This is a genomic window from Gemmatimonadota bacterium, assembly GCA_026706345.1.
Taxonomy (GTDB): Bacteria; JAAXHH01; JAAXHH01; order JAAXHH01; family JAAXHH01; genus JAAXHH01.
Window position 1 is genome coordinate 1 of record JAPOYX010000142.1, and the last position, 17,931, is coordinate 17,931.

11 protein-coding genes are annotated in these 17,931 nt (G+C 59.5%); 6 read left to right on the top strand and 5 right to left on the bottom strand.

Annotated elements, in window-relative coordinates:
* The first annotated feature begins 214 nt into the window (after nt 1-214).
* Entirely contained in the window at nt 215-1,027 is an 813-nt protein-coding gene (locus OXG98_09190) for a purine-nucleoside phosphorylase (GenBank protein ID MCY3772181.1), read from the top strand.
* 126 nt (nt 1,028-1,153) lie between these two features.
* Nucleotides 1,154-2,029, top strand: a complete 876-nt coding sequence (accD, locus tag OXG98_09195; GenBank protein ID MCY3772182.1) for an acetyl-CoA carboxylase, carboxyltransferase subunit beta — start codon at nt 1,154-1,156, stop codon at nt 2,027-2,029.
* Nucleotides 2,030-2,115: 86 nt separating this feature from the next.
* Here the strand turns inward: accD and purF are convergent, their stop codons facing one another.
* Nucleotides 2,116-3,525 carry an amidophosphoribosyltransferase gene (gene purF, locus OXG98_09200; protein ID MCY3772183.1) on the bottom strand — a complete coding sequence of 470 codons (1,410 nt, stop codon included), beginning with the start codon at nt 3,523-3,525 and terminating at the stop codon, nt 2,116-2,118.
* 194 nt (nt 3,526-3,719) lie between these two features.
* On the opposite strand from purF, the gene ndk reads away from it, so the two are divergent.
* The 3 genes from ndk to OXG98_09215 all read left to right on the top strand — a co-directional run bounded on the left by ndk (nt 3,720) and on the right by OXG98_09215 (nt 8,669).
* Nucleotides 3,720-4,181 carry a nucleoside-diphosphate kinase gene (gene ndk / locus OXG98_09205; protein MCY3772184.1) on the top strand — a complete coding sequence of 154 codons (462 nt, stop codon included), beginning with the start codon at nt 3,720-3,722 and terminating at the stop codon, nt 4,179-4,181.
* A gap of 20 nt (nt 4,182-4,201) precedes the next feature.
* Complete coding sequence (locus OXG98_09210) at nt 4,202-6,418, top strand: ATP-dependent RecD-like DNA helicase (protein ID MCY3772185.1); 2,217 nt, start codon at nt 4,202-4,204, stop codon at nt 6,416-6,418.
* Nucleotides 6,419-6,644: 226 nt separating this feature from the next.
* Nucleotides 6,645-8,669: a peptide transporter gene (locus OXG98_09215; GenBank protein MCY3772186.1), complete on the top strand. Its 2,025-nt coding sequence runs from the start codon at nt 6,645-6,647 to the stop codon at nt 8,667-8,669.
* 146 nt (nt 8,670-8,815) lie between these two features.
* Here the strand turns inward: OXG98_09215 and OXG98_09220 are convergent, their stop codons facing one another.
* The 3 genes from OXG98_09220 to OXG98_09230 all read right to left on the bottom strand — a co-directional run bounded on the left by OXG98_09220 (nt 8,816) and on the right by OXG98_09230 (nt 11,776).
* Complete coding sequence (locus tag OXG98_09220) at nt 8,816-9,748, bottom strand: dihydrodipicolinate synthase family protein (GenBank protein ID MCY3772187.1); 933 nt, start codon at nt 9,746-9,748, stop codon at nt 8,816-8,818.
* A 63-nt stretch (nt 9,749-9,811) separates the two neighbouring features.
* Nucleotides 9,812-10,909, bottom strand: coding sequence for a mandelate racemase/muconate lactonizing enzyme family protein (locus OXG98_09225; protein MCY3772188.1), 1,098 nt, complete (start codon nt 10,907-10,909; stop codon nt 9,812-9,814).
* Between the two features lie 75 nt (nt 10,910-10,984).
* A complete protein-coding gene (locus OXG98_09230) occupies nt 10,985-11,776 on the bottom strand; it encodes an MBL fold metallo-hydrolase (GenBank protein ID MCY3772189.1) in 792 nt (263 codons plus the stop codon).
* Nucleotides 11,777-12,000: 224 nt separating this feature from the next.
* Here OXG98_09230 and OXG98_09235 point away from each other — a divergent pair, with 224 nt between their 5' ends.
* The gene (locus OXG98_09235; protein MCY3772190.1) at nt 12,001-12,660 is read left to right on the top strand and encodes a protein-L-isoaspartate(D-aspartate) O-methyltransferase; all 660 of its coding nucleotides are present in this window, start codon (nt 12,001-12,003) and stop codon (nt 12,658-12,660) included.
* A 99-nt stretch (nt 12,661-12,759) separates the two neighbouring features.
* Here OXG98_09235 and OXG98_09240 read toward each other — a convergent pair whose 3' ends face one another.
* Entirely contained in the window at nt 12,760-17,931 is a 5,172-nt protein-coding gene (locus OXG98_09240; GenBank protein MCY3772191.1) for a RecQ family ATP-dependent DNA helicase, read from the bottom strand.

Sequence of the window (17,931 nt, forward strand, 5' to 3'; positions counted from 1 at the left end):
CTCGACGACATCTTCCGAAACGCCGGCGGCATGGGCGATTTCGGCGATGAGTTCCTTGTCCACGCAATCATAGCCGAGGCGGTCCGCGACGATCTTCGCGATATCCTTCCCGCCGCTGCCGTATTCTCTGGCAACCGTTATGATGCTCATGATGGACTCCTTGTTACATACAACCGTCAAAGGAGACGGGAAAACCGATTGAAAGCGCCTCGCCATGCCCCGTCATGATCCGCTGAGCGAGACCACGGACTTCCTGGGTTCGCAGGGGTTTTCAACCGCCCGGTTCGGCGTGATCCTGGGCACCGGGTTCGGGGCGTGCGCACAGGCTGTGGAACAGAAATCTGTTGTACCTTATCGTTTCATCCCCCATTTTCCGGCGGCGACCGTTAAAGGCCATGAGGGCAACCTGGTCTTCGGCGCTCTGGGCGATGCGTCCGTGATCGTGATGCAGGGCCGGGTCCATCTGTACGAGGGATATGATATACGGCAAATCGCTTATCCGCTCGAGGCGATGCACAGGTTCGGCGTCGAAGTGCTGGTCGTTACCAATGCCGCCGGCGGACTGAATCCCCGGTACGAGGCGGGAGACCTCATGGTCGTACGGCACCATATCCATCCCATCGGACGAAAACTGATGGGAGACCTGACTGCGGAAACGGACGGCGATCCCTGTTACGATGACGCCTTGAGGGAGTCGCTTCTACAGATCAGTATACAAAGAAAACTGCCTGTTCAACAGGGAATTTTGGCGTGGATGCCCGGACCGTCCTTCGAGACACGCGCCGAAATCTCCCTGCTTAAATCACTGGGAGCGGACGCGGTGACCATGTCCACCGTCCCCGAAGTGCTGGCCGGACGGCGTCTCGGCATGCAGACCGCCGCCCTGTCGTGCATATCCAATACCTGGACGGGTCGAAAGGGGGAAACCGTCGACACCGGGGACGTGGTGTCAACGGTCGAATCTTCGGCCGGACAATGCTCCGATTTGCTGGCCCGCCTGGTCCGGCGGATGGCGCACCGGGGGTAGGCGTAGGCGGGCTCACGGCAGGCCGGCTAGAGTAGTCCTGCTTCGGTAGGGCTGTCGGGGTGAGCCGGATACGGTAGACCGGCCAGAGTAGTCTGGCTTCGGTTTCACAGTGCAAGCGAGAGAAATATGGCCTGGTTCGAAAGAAGACAGCGGGGACTGAATCCCCAGAAGCGCAAGGAAATCCCCAAGGGGCTGTGGGTCAAATGCGACAAGTGCGACGCCATGCTGTACAAGGCCGAGCTCGAGCGGGACTTCAACGTGTGCGGCCAGTGCGGGTTTCATTTCAAGATCGGCCACCAGGGCTACATCTCCCTGATCATGGATCCGGAATCCTTCGCCGAAACCGACGCCGACCTGCGCACCGTCGATCCGCTCCAGTTCAAGGAAAAAGAAAACTACCCGGACTACATGAAGCGGTACCAGAAGAGAACGGGCATGCAGGAGGCCGTGGTGTCGGGTACGGGCCGTATCGACGGCAGGCTGGTTTCCCTGTCCATCCACGACGGTTCTTTTCTGGCCGGCAGCATGGGTTCCGTGGTCGGCGAGAAGGTGACGCGGTCCATCCGGCGGTCGCTCGACCAGAAGATACCGTTGCTGGTGGTCGCCACCTCGGGGGGAGCGCGCATGCAGGAGGGCATTCTTTCCCTCATGCAGATGGCGAAGACGTCCCTGTGGCTGAACCGCCTGTCGGAGGAGAAGGTTCCCTTCATCGTCCTGATTACGAATCCGACCATGGCCGGCGTGATGGCGAGTTACGCTTCGCTGGGGGACTTCACCCTGGCCGAGCCGGGCGCCATGATGGGTTTCGCCGGCGGAAGGGTGATCGAGCAGACTATCGGCTCGAGTCTGCCGGAAGGATTCCAGACTGCGGAGTTTTTCCTGACGAAGGGTTTCGTGGACCAGGTCGTGCCGAGGACCAGGCTGCGGGAGACCCTGATCACGATCCTGAGCTATTTCCCCGACCGGGAGAAGACGGAAGAGGCGGAATCGGAAGTGTCATGATGCGCCTGCCGCCCGGCAGGATGGCGTTGTCCCGGTTCCTTTTGTACCGATCCGGAACGCGTGCGCCGGCGCCGGGCCCACGGGCACTATGATTCCAGCATGAGCTTGTTGAGCGAATCTTCCGGGACTACGGGATAGTCTCCGCTGAAGCAGGCCGTGCAGTACCCCACCCCGGGCTTTCCATACTCCTTGCCGGTCTTCACCATGCCTTCGATGGACAGGTAGCCCAGACTATCCGCCCCGAGATATTGGCGGATCTCCTCCACCCGAGTCTGCGAGGCGATGAGTTCGCCCCGGCTCTGCATGTCGATCCCGTAGTAGCAGGGATGGCGGATGGGCGGACTGCTGATCCGCACGTGCACCTCGGACGCACCCGCGCCGCGGATCAGCCGTACCAGCTGATTGAGGGTTGTGCCACGCACGATGGAATCGTCCACGAGGACCACGCGCCGGTTCCGTAGCACGCCCTGAACGGGGTTGTACTTCAGTCTCACCGTGAATTCACGCATCGACTGGTCCGGATCGATGAATGACCGCCCCACGTAGTGGTTCCTGATCAGGCCGATTTCGAACCGGATTCCCGATTGCTCCGAGTAGCCCAGCGCGGCGGTCGTGGCCGAATCCGGCACGGCGATGACGATATCGGCGTCCACGGGGTGTTCCTCCGCCAGCTGGCGGCCGAACCGCCGGCGGAACTTGTCGCTGTTTTCTCCGAAGACCTTGCTGTCGGGCCGGGCGAAATAGATGTACTCGAAGATACACGCGGCCGGCTCCGCCTCTTCGAAGGGGAAGAAGGACCGGATGCCCTGCTCGTCGATGACGACCATCTCTCCGGGTTTCACTTCCCGGATGTACTCCGCTTTCATGATGTCGAAGGCACAGGTTTCCGACGCGAGCACGTGGGCATCCCCGATGCGTCCCAGGCACAGGGGCCGGAATCCGCGGGGATCCCGGACGCCAATGAGTTGTGTCCCGGACAGGAATACGATGGAATACGCGCCTTCCACGTGCCGGAGGGCGTCCGCGATCATGGCGGGCAAATCGGGCTCACTGGATCGCGCGATGAGATGGAGAACGATCTCGCTGTCGGAGGAGGTACGGAAAATGGATCCGGACTCTTCCATCGACAGGTGCAGCGCGCCGGTATTGGTGAAATTGCCGTTGTGGGCGGTGGCCAGTTGCCCACGCTTGAAGTTGACCATGAAGGGCTGCGCGTTGTCGACGTTGGACGTGCCGGTGGTGGAGTACCGGTTGTGGCCGATGGCGATATGGCCTTTGAGGTCGCTCACCCGTTCGCCGTGGTCGTAGGCTTCGCTGACCAGTCCCATGGCCCGGTGGGATTCGATGTGATGGCCGTCGGAGACGGCCATCCCGGAGCTTTCCTGGCCGCGGTGCTGGAGGGCGTACAGCCCCAGGAAGGTCAGCCTGGCGGCGGCGGGGTCGCCGTAGATGCCGAAGACTCCGCACTCCTCGCGTATTTCGTCGTCTCCCCACATGGACTCGCCCCGGATATTTGATCAGGAAACCCACCGACATTATACGCGCCGGCTACCCAAATGTCCACCGCAAATTTGCGGAATCGACCGACTTTATATCCGGGCCATTTTCGTTGACACTCCGGGAGGCGAAACCTACATTGCACGAGGTTTAAATCCACTGATACGACCCACTTTTAAAGGAGAATCAATCCGTGGAACGAACGCTTGTTCTCATCAAGCCGGATGCCGTGCAGCGTGGAATGATCGGTCTCGTCACCGGCCGTTTCGAAAGCAAGGGGCTCAAGATCGCGGGCCTGAAGTTGATGCAGCTGACCGACGGGATCCTGAACGAGCACTACGCGCACCTGTCCGACAAGCCCTTTTTCCCTCGCATAAAGTCCTTCATGCGGGAAACGCCGGTGGTGGCTCTGTGCCTGGAAGGCGTCGACGCCGTGGACGTCGTGCGGAGCCTGTGCGGCGTGACGAACGCGCGCCAGGCCGCTCCGGGTACGATCCGCGGCGATTTCGGCATGAGCGTGCAGTGCAACCTGGTGCACGCCTCCGATTCCCAGGAGACGGCGCGGGCGGAAGTGCCCCGCTTCTTTTCCGAGGACGAACTGTTCACCTACGCGAAGGCGGAAGACACCGTCGTTTACGCCAGCGATGAGCGGTAGGCGTCCTTCCCCGGTCAGGCATGGACATTCTCACCGGTACCATCGAGCGCATCACCTACCAGAGCGAGGAGACCGGCTATACGGTCGCACGGCTGCGTCCCGAAGCGGACGCCTGCCGGACCGCGGAGAATCTCGCCCGCGCATCCACGCGGGACGGACTGCTGACGATCACGGGCGAACTGGCGAAGATCGCGGCGGGTGAACGGGTCGAAGTGAGCGGGTACTGGGTAACCCACAAGCAGTACGGCAAGCAGTTCAAAATCGTCGAATCCAAATCGATCCAGCCCACGACCACGGACGGCATTCGGAAGTACCTGGGATCCGGGCTCATCAAGGGACTGGGCCCGGCCAAGGCCGCCATGATCGTCGATCACTTCGGCGAGGACACGCTCGAGGTCATCGAAAAGACGCCGAGCCGGCTGTCCGAAGTGAAGGGCATCGCGCGGAAGACCATAAACGTCATCCGATCCGGCTGGGAGGAGCAGAAGCACCTGCAGGAGGTCATGCAGTTCCTGATCGGCCATGACGTCAGCATGGCCTACGCGGTTAAAATCTACAAGACCTACGGCAACGAGGCCATCAGACAGGTCACGGAGAATCCGTACCGGCTGTCCACGGACATCTGGGGCATCGGTTTCAAGACCGCCGACAAGATCGCCATGAACCTGGGGGTCGATCCCGGAGACCCGGCCCGGGTCCAGGCCGGCATCCGGTACGTGTTGGAGTCCCGGGCCGAGGACGGCCACGTATACGTCCCTTTCGAGGGGCTTGCGGAAGAGTGCATCGGCTTTCTCGAGGCCGATCCCGCCGCCATTCCCGCCGGCCTTGAAGCGCTGATCCAGGCCGAGGTCGTTATACGCAGCAATGACTGGATTTACCTGCAGCCCCTCTATTACGCGGAGCAGGGCATCGCGCGGCACGTCGCGCGCCTGGTCGATCATCCGCGCACGTCGCCGTCCCGCGAACGCATCGACGAACATATCCGGCACATAGAAAAGGAACGGGACATCGCCTTCAACACGGAGCAGCGTGAGGCGATACACACCTCCGCGTCCCAGAGTGTCATGGCGATTACCGGCGGACCGGGAACCGGCAAGACCACCTGCGTACAGGGCATTGTCTACCTGTTTCGCCGCGTGGGGGCGAAGGTGGCGCTGGCCGCGCCGACGGGCCGGGCCGCGAAGCGGCTGTCCGAAGTGGCCGGCGCCGAGGCGAAGACCATCCACCGGCTGCTCGAGTTCAATCCGGGTCTCATGGAGTTCGGCCGCAACCAGGATAATCGGCTGGAAGCCGACCTGGTCATCCTCGACGAGTCCTCCATGGTGGATACCGCCATGATGAACGCCCTGCTGCGAGCCGTGAAGACCTCCGCCCGGTTCATCATGGTCGGCGACGTCGACCAGCTGCCTTCTGTGGGCGCGGGCAACGTGCTCAGGGACATGATCGACTCCGGCCAGGTTCCGGTAGTCCGCCTGACCGAGATCTTCCGTCAGGCGCGGGAAAGCAGCATCGTGATGAACGCCCACCGGGTGAATCAGGGCGAGATGCCGGACACGAAGAACAGGAACCAGGGCGATTTCTTCTTCATCAACGAGCCCGACCCGTCTGCCGGCGCGGATCAGATCGCCGAACTGTGCACGGACCGCCTGCCGCGCAAATACGGCCTCGATCCCTACAACGATATCCAGGTGCTCACCCCCATGTACCGCGGCGAGATCGGCGTGGATCAGCTCAATCAGAGGCTTCAGCAGGTGCTGAATCCGTCGGGGTCCGCACTGAAGCGGGGCGACCGGGAACTGCGCGTGGGCGACAAGGTGCTGCAGACGCGGAACAATTACGGGAAAATGACCTTCAACGGCGACATCGGCCGCATAGGACACATTGATCCGGATGCCCGGACGGTGGATATCTCCTTCCAGGAGACCGTCCGTTACGATTACGGGGAACTGGACGAACTGATCCTGGCCTATGCCATCAGCGTCCACAAGAGCCAGGGGTCGGAGTACCCGGCGATCATCCTGCCGCTCTACAGCACCCATTACATCATGCTGCAGCGAAACCTGCTGTATACCGCCCTGACCAGGGCAAAGGCGCTCGTCGTAATCATAGGCATGCCCAAGGCGCTTGCCATTGCGGTAAAGAACAACCAGGTCGTCGAACGGTACACGGGCCTGCGGGAAGCGCTGGGTGAAATGGCCGGCGCCCGGTCCGGCGTCCTCCCCGGCCTGGCGACATGAGGTCCGGCGACATGACGGCTGACGACATGAGGCCCTGCGATATGACGGCCCGGAAAGCGAAATACACTTGACAGGGATATGGCGGGACCTATCTTGTCTCACTTGATATCCCACATGCGGAAACGCACGTTTCCCACGCGATTATCTGTATATGTAAACAGATCGAATTAACTGGCGTACAAGATGTTACAGGATTTAACTGCTGTACCGCTTCAGGAGGTACGCGTTGTCCGTCCGTGAAGAGGAACTGAGGGAAGACAGTCCGGAGCAGTACCAGAATCCGGATACCGCTTTGTTCGGCGAAGCGGACGAACCCTACCTGCCCGGCTTCAACCTGAAGACGATCTGGGCCTGCCTGTTCGTCGGTTTCGTCATGTTGCCGGGATCGATCTATCTGAGCCTGGTGACGGGCGGTCAGACCGGCGCGGCAGACTGGGTCACCGTCATCCTGTTCCTCGAGATCGCCAAGCGCTCCCTCGTCAAGATGACCCGGCAGGAAATCATGATCCTGTACTGGGCCGCGGCCGGGCTGGCCGCCGCGGGGAACGCGATGAACACGGGCATCACCGGCGGCCCCTTCGCCCACCTGATCTGGGAGCAGTACTACAAGCAGTCGCCGGAAGCCACGGGCATCGCCACGCTGATCCCGACCTGGGTCGTGCCGACCCTGGATTCCACCGCGATGGCGAGCCGGACCTTCTTCCACATGGACTGGTTCGTGCCCGTCCTCGTCCTCACCGCGGTGACCGTCCTCTTCGCCGTAAATTCCTACTCGATGGGATACATCCTCTTCCGGGTCACCAACGACGTGGAGCGGCTGACCTTCCCGCTGGCGCGGGTGCACGCGGGGGGCGCCACGGCGCTGGCCGAGACGTCGCAGAACCGGGAAGGCTGGCGATGGCGGGCGTTCAGCATCGGATCCGTGATCGGCGTATCCTGGGGACTCCTGTACGTAATGATTCCCATCCTGTCCAGCACGTTCCTGGTCACGCCCATAACCATTCTGCCCATCCCCTTCATCGATTTCACCACTAGTCTCAAGGAAGTGCTGCCCGCGACCATGGTGGGGATCGGGACCGATCTGGGCACCCTGTTAGCCGGATTCGTTCTGCCCTTCTGGGTCGTGATCGGCACCTTCGTGTCATCGGCCATCATCGCGCTCGTGGCCAACCCGCTGCTCTACCACAACGGCATCCTGACCACCTGGGAGCCCGGGATGTCGCTGATCCCGACGCAGATTTCCAACAACATCGATTTCTGGCTCAGCTTCACCATCGGCGCCTCCCTCGTCATCGGCATCGTGGGTTTCGCCGCGACCATCCGGGCCATACTGAAATCCAATCGGGAGCGGCGGGAAGATCCCGACCGGGAAACGCAGGTGCAGCCGACGCCGAAGGGCCGGGGCGACCTGCCGATCTGGCTCGTATTCATCTTCTGGTTCGTCAGCACGACGGGTTTCGTGGTCATCCTCTACATCCTGATCCCCGACTTTCCCTGGTGGATCAGCGCCATCTTCGGATACCTCTGGTCGCCGGTGTTTTCCTACATCGGGGCCCGGATGATCGGCATCACCGGCTCGCCCTACGGCACCTCCTTCCCCTTCGTCAAGGAAGCCTCCTTCCTGCTGTCCGGCTACAAGGGGGTCGCCGTGTGGTTCGCGCCGATTCCCATCTTCGAGCACGGGAAGGTGGCCGAGACCTTCAAGCAGCTCGATCTCACCAAGACGACCTTCGGCAGCGTGGTCAAGCTGACCGCGGTGACCACCGTCCTGATGTTCATCTGCAGTTTCATCTTCTACTCGCTCGTATGGAAGCTCAACCCGATCCCTTCCTCGGCCTATCCCTACGTGCAGAAGATGTGGCCCCTCAACGCGGCCATGCGCACCATCTGGGTGAAGTCCACCCTGCCCGGCGGCCTCACGTTCATCTTCGACATCATCAAGATCGAGTACATCATCGCCGGCCTGGGCATCACGGGAGGACTCTTCGGCCTGATTACGCTGGTGGGCGGTTCGCCCCTCTTTTTCTACGGCCTGGTCGGCGGCATGGCCATGCCGCTCTGGCAGACCCTGCCGACCTTCTTCGGCGCGATCCTGGGGCGCTACTACTTCTCCAAGCGCTACGGCGAAGAGAAATGGATGTCCTACGTGCCCATTGTGCTGGCCGGCTACGGGGCCGGCATTGGACTCATAGGCATGATCGCCATCGCCATCGCGCTGATTTCCAAGGCGATTTCGCAGATCGTGTATTGAGGATAATCCGGCAGCCGGTCGAGGTAAGTTGCGGATTCCGGCTAGATCGCTGGTCCGTTGCACCGGTGAGTAACTTGGTGTCGCAAAACTACCTGTAGCGTGACTGGAGTCGCAAAACCCGCAGCAAACTTGTGTCGCGGTGTCGACTAGTGGTAGTCCCGCAATGGCTCCACCGCCTCGGCCACGCGGTCGGCAATGTCCCGTGGCACCCGCGGATTGAAGGGCCCGCCTTCGCCCGCCGCAACGTCCTCCCATCCCCCGATGATCATCGCCTCGATCACCGCCGAATAGTTGTACTGCCGGCCGTTCATGAACCGCAGATGTTCAAGGTCTGAAATGAGGGCTTCCACGCGGGACGATTCCGCGAGGTCGCCCCGGCGCTGGGCGTTGTTGATCTCGTCGGCCGCGCGTGCGGCGACGATGGCAATGCCCGAGGTGTGGCCCCGGGCACCCATTTCGGCCGCCCGGGTGCTCCGGTCTCCGATCCCCCACATGACGATACCGTCATCGCCGATGCCCTCAATGAGCGGGGCGACTTCTTCTTCGCTCGTGCCCACTTTCACACCGACCATGTGGGGCGAATCCCTGACCAGACGGATGATCGGGTTCACGTAATCCGCGGACCGCATGTACAGAAGGAAGCGTGCGCCGCAGTCTGTGCCGAGCCGCTCGGCGAAGGCCATGTAGTCGTCGTAGGTCGCTTCGTGATCGGCCACGCCGGTAAGCGGCATGATGAGGTACACGTCCGGCGGACGCGGCAGGACCGATTGCCCGCGAACGAGCTCCTCGGCCTGGGAAATCGGATTCGGCACGATGCCGGACATCAGGAATCCGCCCTCTCCCATCTCTTCCCCCGTCGCCGCGATGACCCGCATCTGGTCTTCGAAGGAGAAATGGTGGATCAGGCTCGTTCCCGCGATCCCGATCACCCGCTTCCGGTTCCCGTCGAGGTGGTTGTTCTCCATCAGGTAACGGATGTTTTTACGATGGCCGTCGAGGTCGATTACGCCGCCTTTGTAGGGCACGATGGGTATGGCGGTGACGGAATTGAGCGTGTCGTACAGTGCTTCGCTTTGCATTGATCGGGATCCTTTCGTCAGCGTAGCCGAGGTTCTTGTGGCCACCAATCCAGCAGCCATGGATCAGGCCGCCATCGGGTCGACGCGGTATGCTTCCACGACCCCGGGCTCCAGGCTCAGGCCGAGGCCCGGACTGTCAGGGATATTGATCCGCCCGTTTACCACCTGTTCCGCAGGCGATACGAGCCCCTCGCGCCAGGGTACCTGTCCCCAGGCGTATTCGAGGATGAGAAACGCGGGGTGGGAGGCCATGATCTGAACGTGCGCCGCGACGGTGACCGGACCGAAGGGACCGTGCGGCGCGGTCAGTTGCCCCCGGCTTTCGGCGATCGAGGCGATCTTCTTCAGTTCTCCGATGCCGCCCGCGACTGTGACGTCGGGCATGATGACGTCCATGGCCCGGGCGCCGAAGAGGGGCCAGAATCCCTCGATGAGCATGGCCCTTTCCCCGCCGGCAATCCGACACCCGGTTGCCCTTTTGATCTGCCTGTATCCATCCAGGTCCCGCTCCCCCACCGGCTCTTCGAGCCAGTACAAGTCGACGCCGCGCAATCCGTCCACGATCCGGCAGGCTTCATCCAGCGAGAAACGGCCGTAGCAGTCGAGGAGCAGGTTGATGTCCGGCCCGATGGCCTCCCGCACGGCGTGTACGCACTGCAGTCCGTGATCTATCAGTGTCGCGCCCGATCCCAAGCGGCCGTCGAACGGCGCGATCTTCACCGCGGTATGTCCATCACCGACGGCGCCCGTGGCCTGGCGGACGAAGTCGTCCGGCGTGCCCTCCAGCGCGGCCCGGGTGACGTTGGCGTAAACGGGGATGCTGTCCCGGCACTTTCCTCCGAGCAGGGCGTGGACCGGGGCGTCAAGCGACTTCCCGAGAATATCCCACAGGCCCTGCTCGAAGGCGCACAGCGCATGCACGGCGGGCCGGTCTTCCGGACGCGGTTTCAGGCTCGCGGCCAGTTGTTCTATCCGTCTCGGATCCTTGCCGACAACCTCCTGCTCGATTTTCCGCAGCGCGCCCAAGACCGCGCTTCTCGGCGCCGACGGGTTGAGCTCACCCAGTCCATCCACGCCGTCGTCGGTCCGGACGTGCACGAATACCCAGTGATGCTGTCCGTTCACGTCCACCGCGTCGATATCGATGCCCGTTATATGCATGGCTCGTAGATGGCGATTCCCCCGGGATCGGCGGCGGTCCGCCGCGACACCATGAGAACCGGATGACTACCGGCCTCAGGGGCTGTACACCGTGGACTGGTTGTACGGAATGACCAGGGGCTCCGGTCCGCCCTCCGGCAGATGGGAAGCCCATTCAACGGGATCGTAGTCGCGCGCCACGAAACAGGCGTAGTGAGCGGGAACGGCGGCTTTCAACCCGAGGGAAACGGCGATGCGCGCCGATCCGTCGAAGAAAGGGAATTCCCCCTCGTTCGGATGATTGGTCAGAAACCCGATCTGCGGCCGCAGCGCCCGCACCGGTGCGAGGAGGGATTCGTGGTCGGCGAAGGTGTTGACCGGATCGCCGGAGATGTACACGCGGACCGATCCGATTTCGACGACGTATCCCAGGTGCTGCACGTCGGGTGGCGCGATGCCGTCGTCGGGAAGGCCTTCAGGCGGTTTGGCCCACACCGTATGTGCCTTCGATGAACCCATTTCGGCGGTGTCTCCCGCGGTAACGACCGTCATGCGCCCGGCATCGAAACCTGCCTCTCGAAGCGCGTCTATGCTCTCGATCGGTCCCACGTAGCGGACCTCCGGATAGTCGGCCGCCAGGCGCTCCAGCGATTCCAGGCAGGTGTGATCGCCGTGGTTGTGGGTCAGGAGCACGTAGTCGGTCTTCAGCGTCCCTTCGTCCAGGGGCGCCCGGGCATGGACGAAGCGGTCCGCAGGCCTTTCTCGGGGGTAGTAGGGATCGACCTGGATCACCGTGCCGTCCGGATGCTTCAGTCCGAAAGAGCTCTGTCCGAACCAGTGTATGCCCACGCTACCGGCGGGCACGTGCAGGTCTTCGAAGGGATGCATGCGGGATTTCCTTTCTGACCAGTTGCTCAAGGTGTCATTTATTCATGGGCTGATGGGCACCGGAGAACTTAGTGTTTCAGTGCCCTCGTGTCAAGCAGGGCCCGAGGGTTCGGGCCGTGCTGCACGCGCTCGGGGATTCATTACAATTCGTCCGGATTACAGGTCATCGGAGCGCCTTGATTTGCCTTGCCTCGGTCGGTAGTCCACCTTAGACTGAACGGACCATGCTGTTATCCCGTTTTTTCAGGAAAAGAGGGCCGGATGCGGCTCCCGTTTCTCCCCAGGAACGGATGATCGAGGAGCAGATCCGGGGACGCGGACTCGACGAACCCCGGATGATCGACGCCATGCGCGCCGTGCCGCGGCACCGGTTCATTTCCGAGGCGTACCGAGCGCACGCCTACGAAGACTGCGCCGTATCTCTCGACCTGGGACAGACCGTGTCCCAACCCTATATCGTAGGACTTATGACCCGGCTGCTCGAAGCGAATGAAACGGACCGGATCCTGGAAATCGGCACGGGATCCGGCTACCAGACCGCCATCCTGGCACGGCTCGCCCGGTCCGTATACACGGTGGAGCGGCTGTCCGTCCTGGGGCAGCGGGCCCGGAAGACCCTCCAGTCCCTGGGTTATGACAATATCCATTACCGGATCGGAGACGGCCACAATGGGTGGCTTGAGGAAGCGCCCTTCGACGGCATCATGGTGACGGCGGCGCCGAGTGTGTTGCCCGAAGCACTGTTTGAGCAGTTGAAGGACGGTGGGAAAATGGTCATCCCAATCGGCGAAGAACTTTATACCGTGACGCGGTCGGGTGAAGAGGCGGTCAAAGTGCACCACGGCGGCGTGCGGTTCGTGCCGATGGTGAAGGAGGGGGAATAGGGGCCTGATCATCGGAGGTGGAGGTTGGCCAAGAATCGGTGTTAGTTGTTTGTTGGAAATGATCGACGTAGAAGATAGACACCTCTGAAGCCAGGATCATTACTGATTTGGCTCGAACACAAGTTCCGGTACTACAACCTCCCATGTGTCGCATTTCGCACTGTCACGGTATTCGGCCTGCGATGCTTCGCGGCTCCAGGACACAATCGCGAAAACAGACGCGGAACCGCCCTCTGATCCACTTGGTGGCTCAAATGTTCTGGCAAGACGCCCTACCACCGTTCCTTTTTGGTCAAGAAGTTCCCAGGGTCCGTGCTCGGTGATCCGCGTTGAAAGTGGATCGCCGTGCGACAAGGATGAAATAGCACGATGGACTGCGTGGTTGGAATGGAATCGCCCCGCATACCCCAGGTTTATTTCACGCAGACTGGGACGCCGATATTGACGAGCGAGTTCTCTGGTAGGCTTTTGCACTCCGTCCTGTGATCGGTAAAGTATCGATCCATTGTTCGTTCGAAAGGCAAAGGGCAGTGAACGCAAATCTCCGGTGTATACTGGGGAATCCGGTTCCTGCACGAGATTTCGCTGCCCGTGATGGCCCATTGAGGAAGGTCCCTGAAAACGCACCGTTGCAAGGGTCTGTTTGGCACGGGTCATGGACACGTAAAAGAGCCTGCGAGGTGCATCTGGATCTTCATCTTTGTCGACTTTGTCCCAACCACCGTCAAGCACCACTACGTGTTCAAACTCCAGACCTTTTGCACGGTGTGCCGTAAGCAGCAAAAGGCCATGTTGGCGCCGGCGGGCATCACGTCCCCATTCCGCAAGCCACTCTATGAAGTGATCCAAAGGAACTTCCCCAACGCCTGATTCCAACGCAAAATCATCCAACGCCGATTGCATCAATTCCTTCCAAGGTCCCGTGGGTACAGTCTTCAAGCAGTAAGAAAGGTCTGTACTGCTCACCGACCGGCTTTCTCGGTGATGCAACTGGTCGATAAACAATCGTGTCTCGCGCAGGTGCCAGAAACTCGGGATTTCTTCATTTCCCAAATGTACCGGGATTTCTGAGACCTCGCAGAGCGCTCTTACAGGATCCAGGAATTTCCACTCGCGCGCGATAACCGCACATTCGGACCAATTCCAGTCTGGAGAGAGTGATTCAAGACGCTTCAGTTCTCTGATAGCGACTTGGGCTTGCGATATCGGATCGCGTCTGGCATGCAGAATCTGAACCCGGCCTTTAGAGACCGGATCGAGTGAATCCCACTTTCCGCCTTCGGGGGTTTTCGCACGGGCACGGTCAATACGGATAGGATGTTGCGACTTCATCCTGTTACGGGCTGAATCGATAATGGTGTTTGCTGTTGTAATGATATGGCCGGTGGAACGATAGTTTTCGACAAGAAACATCGGTTTGGGTCCGTAATCCTCCTCGAATCGTCGGATGAACTTCACTGAAGCCCCGTTGAAGGTATAGATGTTCTGATCATCGTCACCGACGGCAAAGAGGGTGAGTTTGCGGTCCTCATCCTGAAGTGTTCGCCCCGCTAACGCCGAAATCAACTCATATTGATCTTTGCCTATGTCCTGATATTCATCTACCAGTATCCATCGGAAACCCGCGAGAAGTCGGTCCCGTTGATCGTCCGCTTCTTCCTCTTCAAGACCCTCCCCGTGCAGCAAAGCTACTGCCTGACGCAGAACTTTCCGGAATTCATCATCGTCGAGCGTTTTCCTTTCTCGCTCCCGAAAGCTGACGCCTACGATTCGCATAGCGAGCGCATGACAGGTTAGCACAGTAACCCCGCGAGCGTCGTCACCGATCAGTTCCTTCAAGCGTCGACGTATCTCAACGGCAGCGTGTCGATTGTACGCCAGGGCAAGGATTCCTCGGGGATTCTCCCGTCTTACCCGTACGAGGTAGGCTATTCGATGCACAAGTACGCGTGTCTTACCTGATCCGGGTCCAGCAAGAACCAGCATATTCATTTGTTCATGGTCATCTGCGACGATTCTTTGCTGGCTGGGATTCTTCAAACTCTCGACGATGGCTCGCCACGATTCGGGCGTGGTCTCCCGTTCGGTTTCTTTTTCACGACTAGGCAGCCAACGCCGTAGGAAATCATCTTGTTTCAGGCTGAAGTACTCCATGGCCAGTCGCAGCGCTTCGGCCATGTCCTTAAGCCCGCGCTGCGCGAATTCAGCCATTACATGGATTTGACGAACCTGTCCTTTGTAGTGTTGATTGAGTGGTTCGAAATCTACTTTGGCAAACCCCCTTCTGTCTTCTGCCAGTTTGATGGTCATAGCGGGACGGAATACCGCGAGGCCCTTGTGAAGACGAATGACCTCCTGCTCATGCAGCCAGAGGAGCGCACGGTCCAAAAGCTTCTCCGGCTTCTTACTATCAAGAAAAAGGTCGGACGTAATCGCGGCCAATAGCTTGCCCAGCGTAGTTTCGACGAGTAGATCAGTGCCTTGTCTGCCGGCTGGGAGACCGGAAAGCAGACTTTCCAGGAGGCTCCCCGCCCCATTTCTCCTTCGTGATGCAAGCTCCTCCAGGTCCGACCAGGAGCGCCTTAACGTCACCTGCACGGTATCCATGTTAGTACGCCTTACCCCGAGGCTTCCAGCGTCGCCACCTTCACCGCGTCCGTCAAAGGCGATACTGTGTAGTATGCGCCAAATACGTTCAGGGAGCGGGTTTTCAACACCATTGGCTCTCAATAAATCCGATGCTACGCGCAAATGTAGCGGCCATCTTTCTCCGATACTGATATCCGGAGCTGTTTCACGCATCAGTGAAATCAGTTTGGTTTCCAACTCGGCAGCCTCATTGAACCGCTTCTGCGACGATCTGACCACACCTGAGTGAACAAAGGCTGTGAGTGCCGTATCGTTGCTGGCGATGCCTACCCGTTCCAGGTCGTACATAGCGCCGCGAACGGCTTCGGCACTTAACCCGGAGATTCCCATGAGTTCGTCGGTAGATATGCCTTCATCCGGATCCGCATCGATCAGTGTTTCGGCGATGCTGAGCAGTCTTTTGCGATAGTCTTCGGCGATATTCATTTTCGATAACCGATTCTGTGCTTCCTCCACAGAATCCACCCTCAACGACGAAGGAAAGACCTGCACTCTATTCTCTTCCCGGGTCAATAAGACCGCCTCTTCAAGCCATGAGACCGCAGTTCGTACCCGGGTATCATCCGTGGTAGAGTCTCTTTCGAATACCTTCTCATCATCCTCGCCAAGTATCTCGCCGGGTGTAGCCACGACCTCGCCATTCAATCGCTTCTTTCGGTCCAGGTTACGAAGTGACCTGAGAACGCCATGGATTTCTTGTCGAGTAAGTCTTGACCGTGCCGACATCCCGAATTGCCGTTCGATGTCCTCAGGTGAATACAATAGCACGCAAAGCGCTGCCTGACGGTCACGTCCGGCACGTCCTGCTTCTTGCAGGTAGTTCTCCAACGACCCTGGAATGTCTGCGTGGATTACAAGGCGGACGTCCGGCTTGTCAATTCCCATGCCGAATGCATTCGTTGCGGTCACTACTCGTAATTCACCATTTGTAAAGCGATGCTGTACGTCCTTCTTGGTCTCCGGAGGCCGCCCCGCATGAAAAAAGTCAGCCGCTATTTCTTTATCCTGAAGGAACTCCGCAATCTCTTCGGTCTGACGTCGTGACGCACAATATATGATTGCGCCGCCAGGCCTTGCTTGAGGCAGGTTTGTCGTCAAAATGTGATGAATGTGTGCGAACTTCTCCCCGCCCGTTGTCGGAATTACCGTAAATTCCAGATTCGTGCGATGAGTGCCGCCGTCAAGAACCTTCAGTTCGATACCGAGTTCTTCCTTGAAATGCTGTTTGATGTCCGCCACTACATCGGGTTTGGCTGTTGCGGTCAAACACATTACAGGGGGTATCGACTGCTTTCCGGCTCTTTCGCGGATGAATCGTCCCACGTAACGGTAGTCCGGCCGGAAGTCGTGTCCCCACTTTGAAAGGCAGTGGGCTTCATCCAATACCCAGCCACCGATCTCACGCTGATCGATCACGCGTCGGACCGCGGTGCTGCGCAGTTGCTCTGGTGAGATGAGCAGGATTCCTGCATCGCCAAGACGAACGCGATCAAGTGCATCTTTCCGTTCCGGCAGGCTCAACAGTCCGTTAACGGCCACACACGAACCGACGCCCTGTGCCTCCAGACCCGACACCTGGTCTTCCATGAGTGCGACTAATGGTGAGATCACAACCGTTAAAGCGCCGGTCTTGTCATAGCGAGACAATGCGGGTATCTGATAACACAGGGATTTGCCCGTTCCGGTGGGCAGTATGCCCAACAAGTGTCGGCAGGACATTGCTTCTTCAATGATGACCTGTTGCATGGGACGACCATCAGCGTCCTTTGGATCTGGACGGTATTCGTCAAAACGGAACCATCGTTTGAGTTCTTTTCGAGGATCGTGTCTTTCGCTGCACCAGTCACAGTCCGATTTGCCGCAGGGCGTGTCCCTGAGTTTCCGTACATATTCACCAGCTTGCGGATACTGGTGTCGAACCCAGGGTGGCATAACCGAATTGCCTCCCGACACGGACAACCAGGCCAATGCGTACGCAAGGGGCCATCCATCGGGATTTTCCTGGCTCAGAACACTTTGACCGTGGTTCGCGACTGCGTTTCCTTCTAGATGGTTTCGGATCGCTTCAATCGCGGCCGAACGGGCTGGTCGTTCCGCTCCGCGTATATCGGTGAAAACGTCCTCGAAGCCCGTACCATTGGAATTTATGGAAGTCAGGTAATGCCAGGCGGCAAGCAATTCCGCGGACGCATTCTGAAATGCATTGTATTGGTTACTTAAGACTTCTATTACGAGACGGGCGTCCAATTCGGGGTCGTTTATGCGACCTTTCTTAAGTTGGCCATCCTGATAGTGTTTGACGAGGTAATGATAAGGATTACGGGGAAAGGCAAGAGGGTTGAGCCATAGTGTATCCACCGCCGGTAATTGCAGTACTGCAAGATCCGGCTTCACGGCTCGCAGGTGTGGTAGATCGAAATAGATCAGATTGTGTCCGAGGAGGAAATCAGTTCCAGTTGCGAATTCGTCAAGTTCAGCCAGTGCTGCATTCAGGTTCCCCTTGCTATATGTCATGGACCCATTGACCCCTGGACGCACGGCAGCAAATGCGCGTATCCGTCCATCTTTCTTGTTTACTTCGAGGTCAAGAGACAGACAGCGCGGGAGTAAGGTGGAGTCCAT

Bases quoted from the DNA above. Each gene is read 5' to 3' on its own strand.
- OXG98_09230 (MCY3772189.1), bottom strand. From the start codon at position 11,776: ATGCATCCCTTCGAAGACCTGCACGTGCCCGCCGGTAGCGTGGGCATA.
- OXG98_09210 (MCY3772185.1), top strand. From the start codon at position 4,202: ATGGACATTCTCACCGGTACCATCGAGCGCATCACCTACCAGAGCGAG.
- OXG98_09220 (MCY3772187.1), bottom strand. From the start codon at position 9,748: ATGCAAAGCGAAGCACTGTACGACACGCTCAATTCCGTCACCGCCATA.
- OXG98_09225 (MCY3772188.1), bottom strand. From the start codon at position 10,909: ATGCATATAACGGGCATCGATATCGACGCGGTGGACGTGAACGGACAG.
- OXG98_09240 (MCY3772191.1), bottom strand. From the start codon at position 17,931: ATGGACTCCACCTTACTCCCGCGCTGTCTGTCTCTTGACCTCGAAGTA.
- purF (MCY3772183.1), bottom strand. From the start codon at position 3,525: ATGTGGGGAGACGACGAAATACGCGAGGAGTGCGGAGTCTTCGGCATC.
- OXG98_09190 (MCY3772181.1), top strand. From the start codon at position 215: ATGCCCCGTCATGATCCGCTGAGCGAGACCACGGACTTCCTGGGTTCG.
- OXG98_09235 (MCY3772190.1), top strand. From the start codon at position 12,001: ATGCTGTTATCCCGTTTTTTCAGGAAAAGAGGGCCGGATGCGGCTCCC.
- accD (MCY3772182.1), top strand. From the start codon at position 1,154: ATGGCCTGGTTCGAAAGAAGACAGCGGGGACTGAATCCCCAGAAGCGC.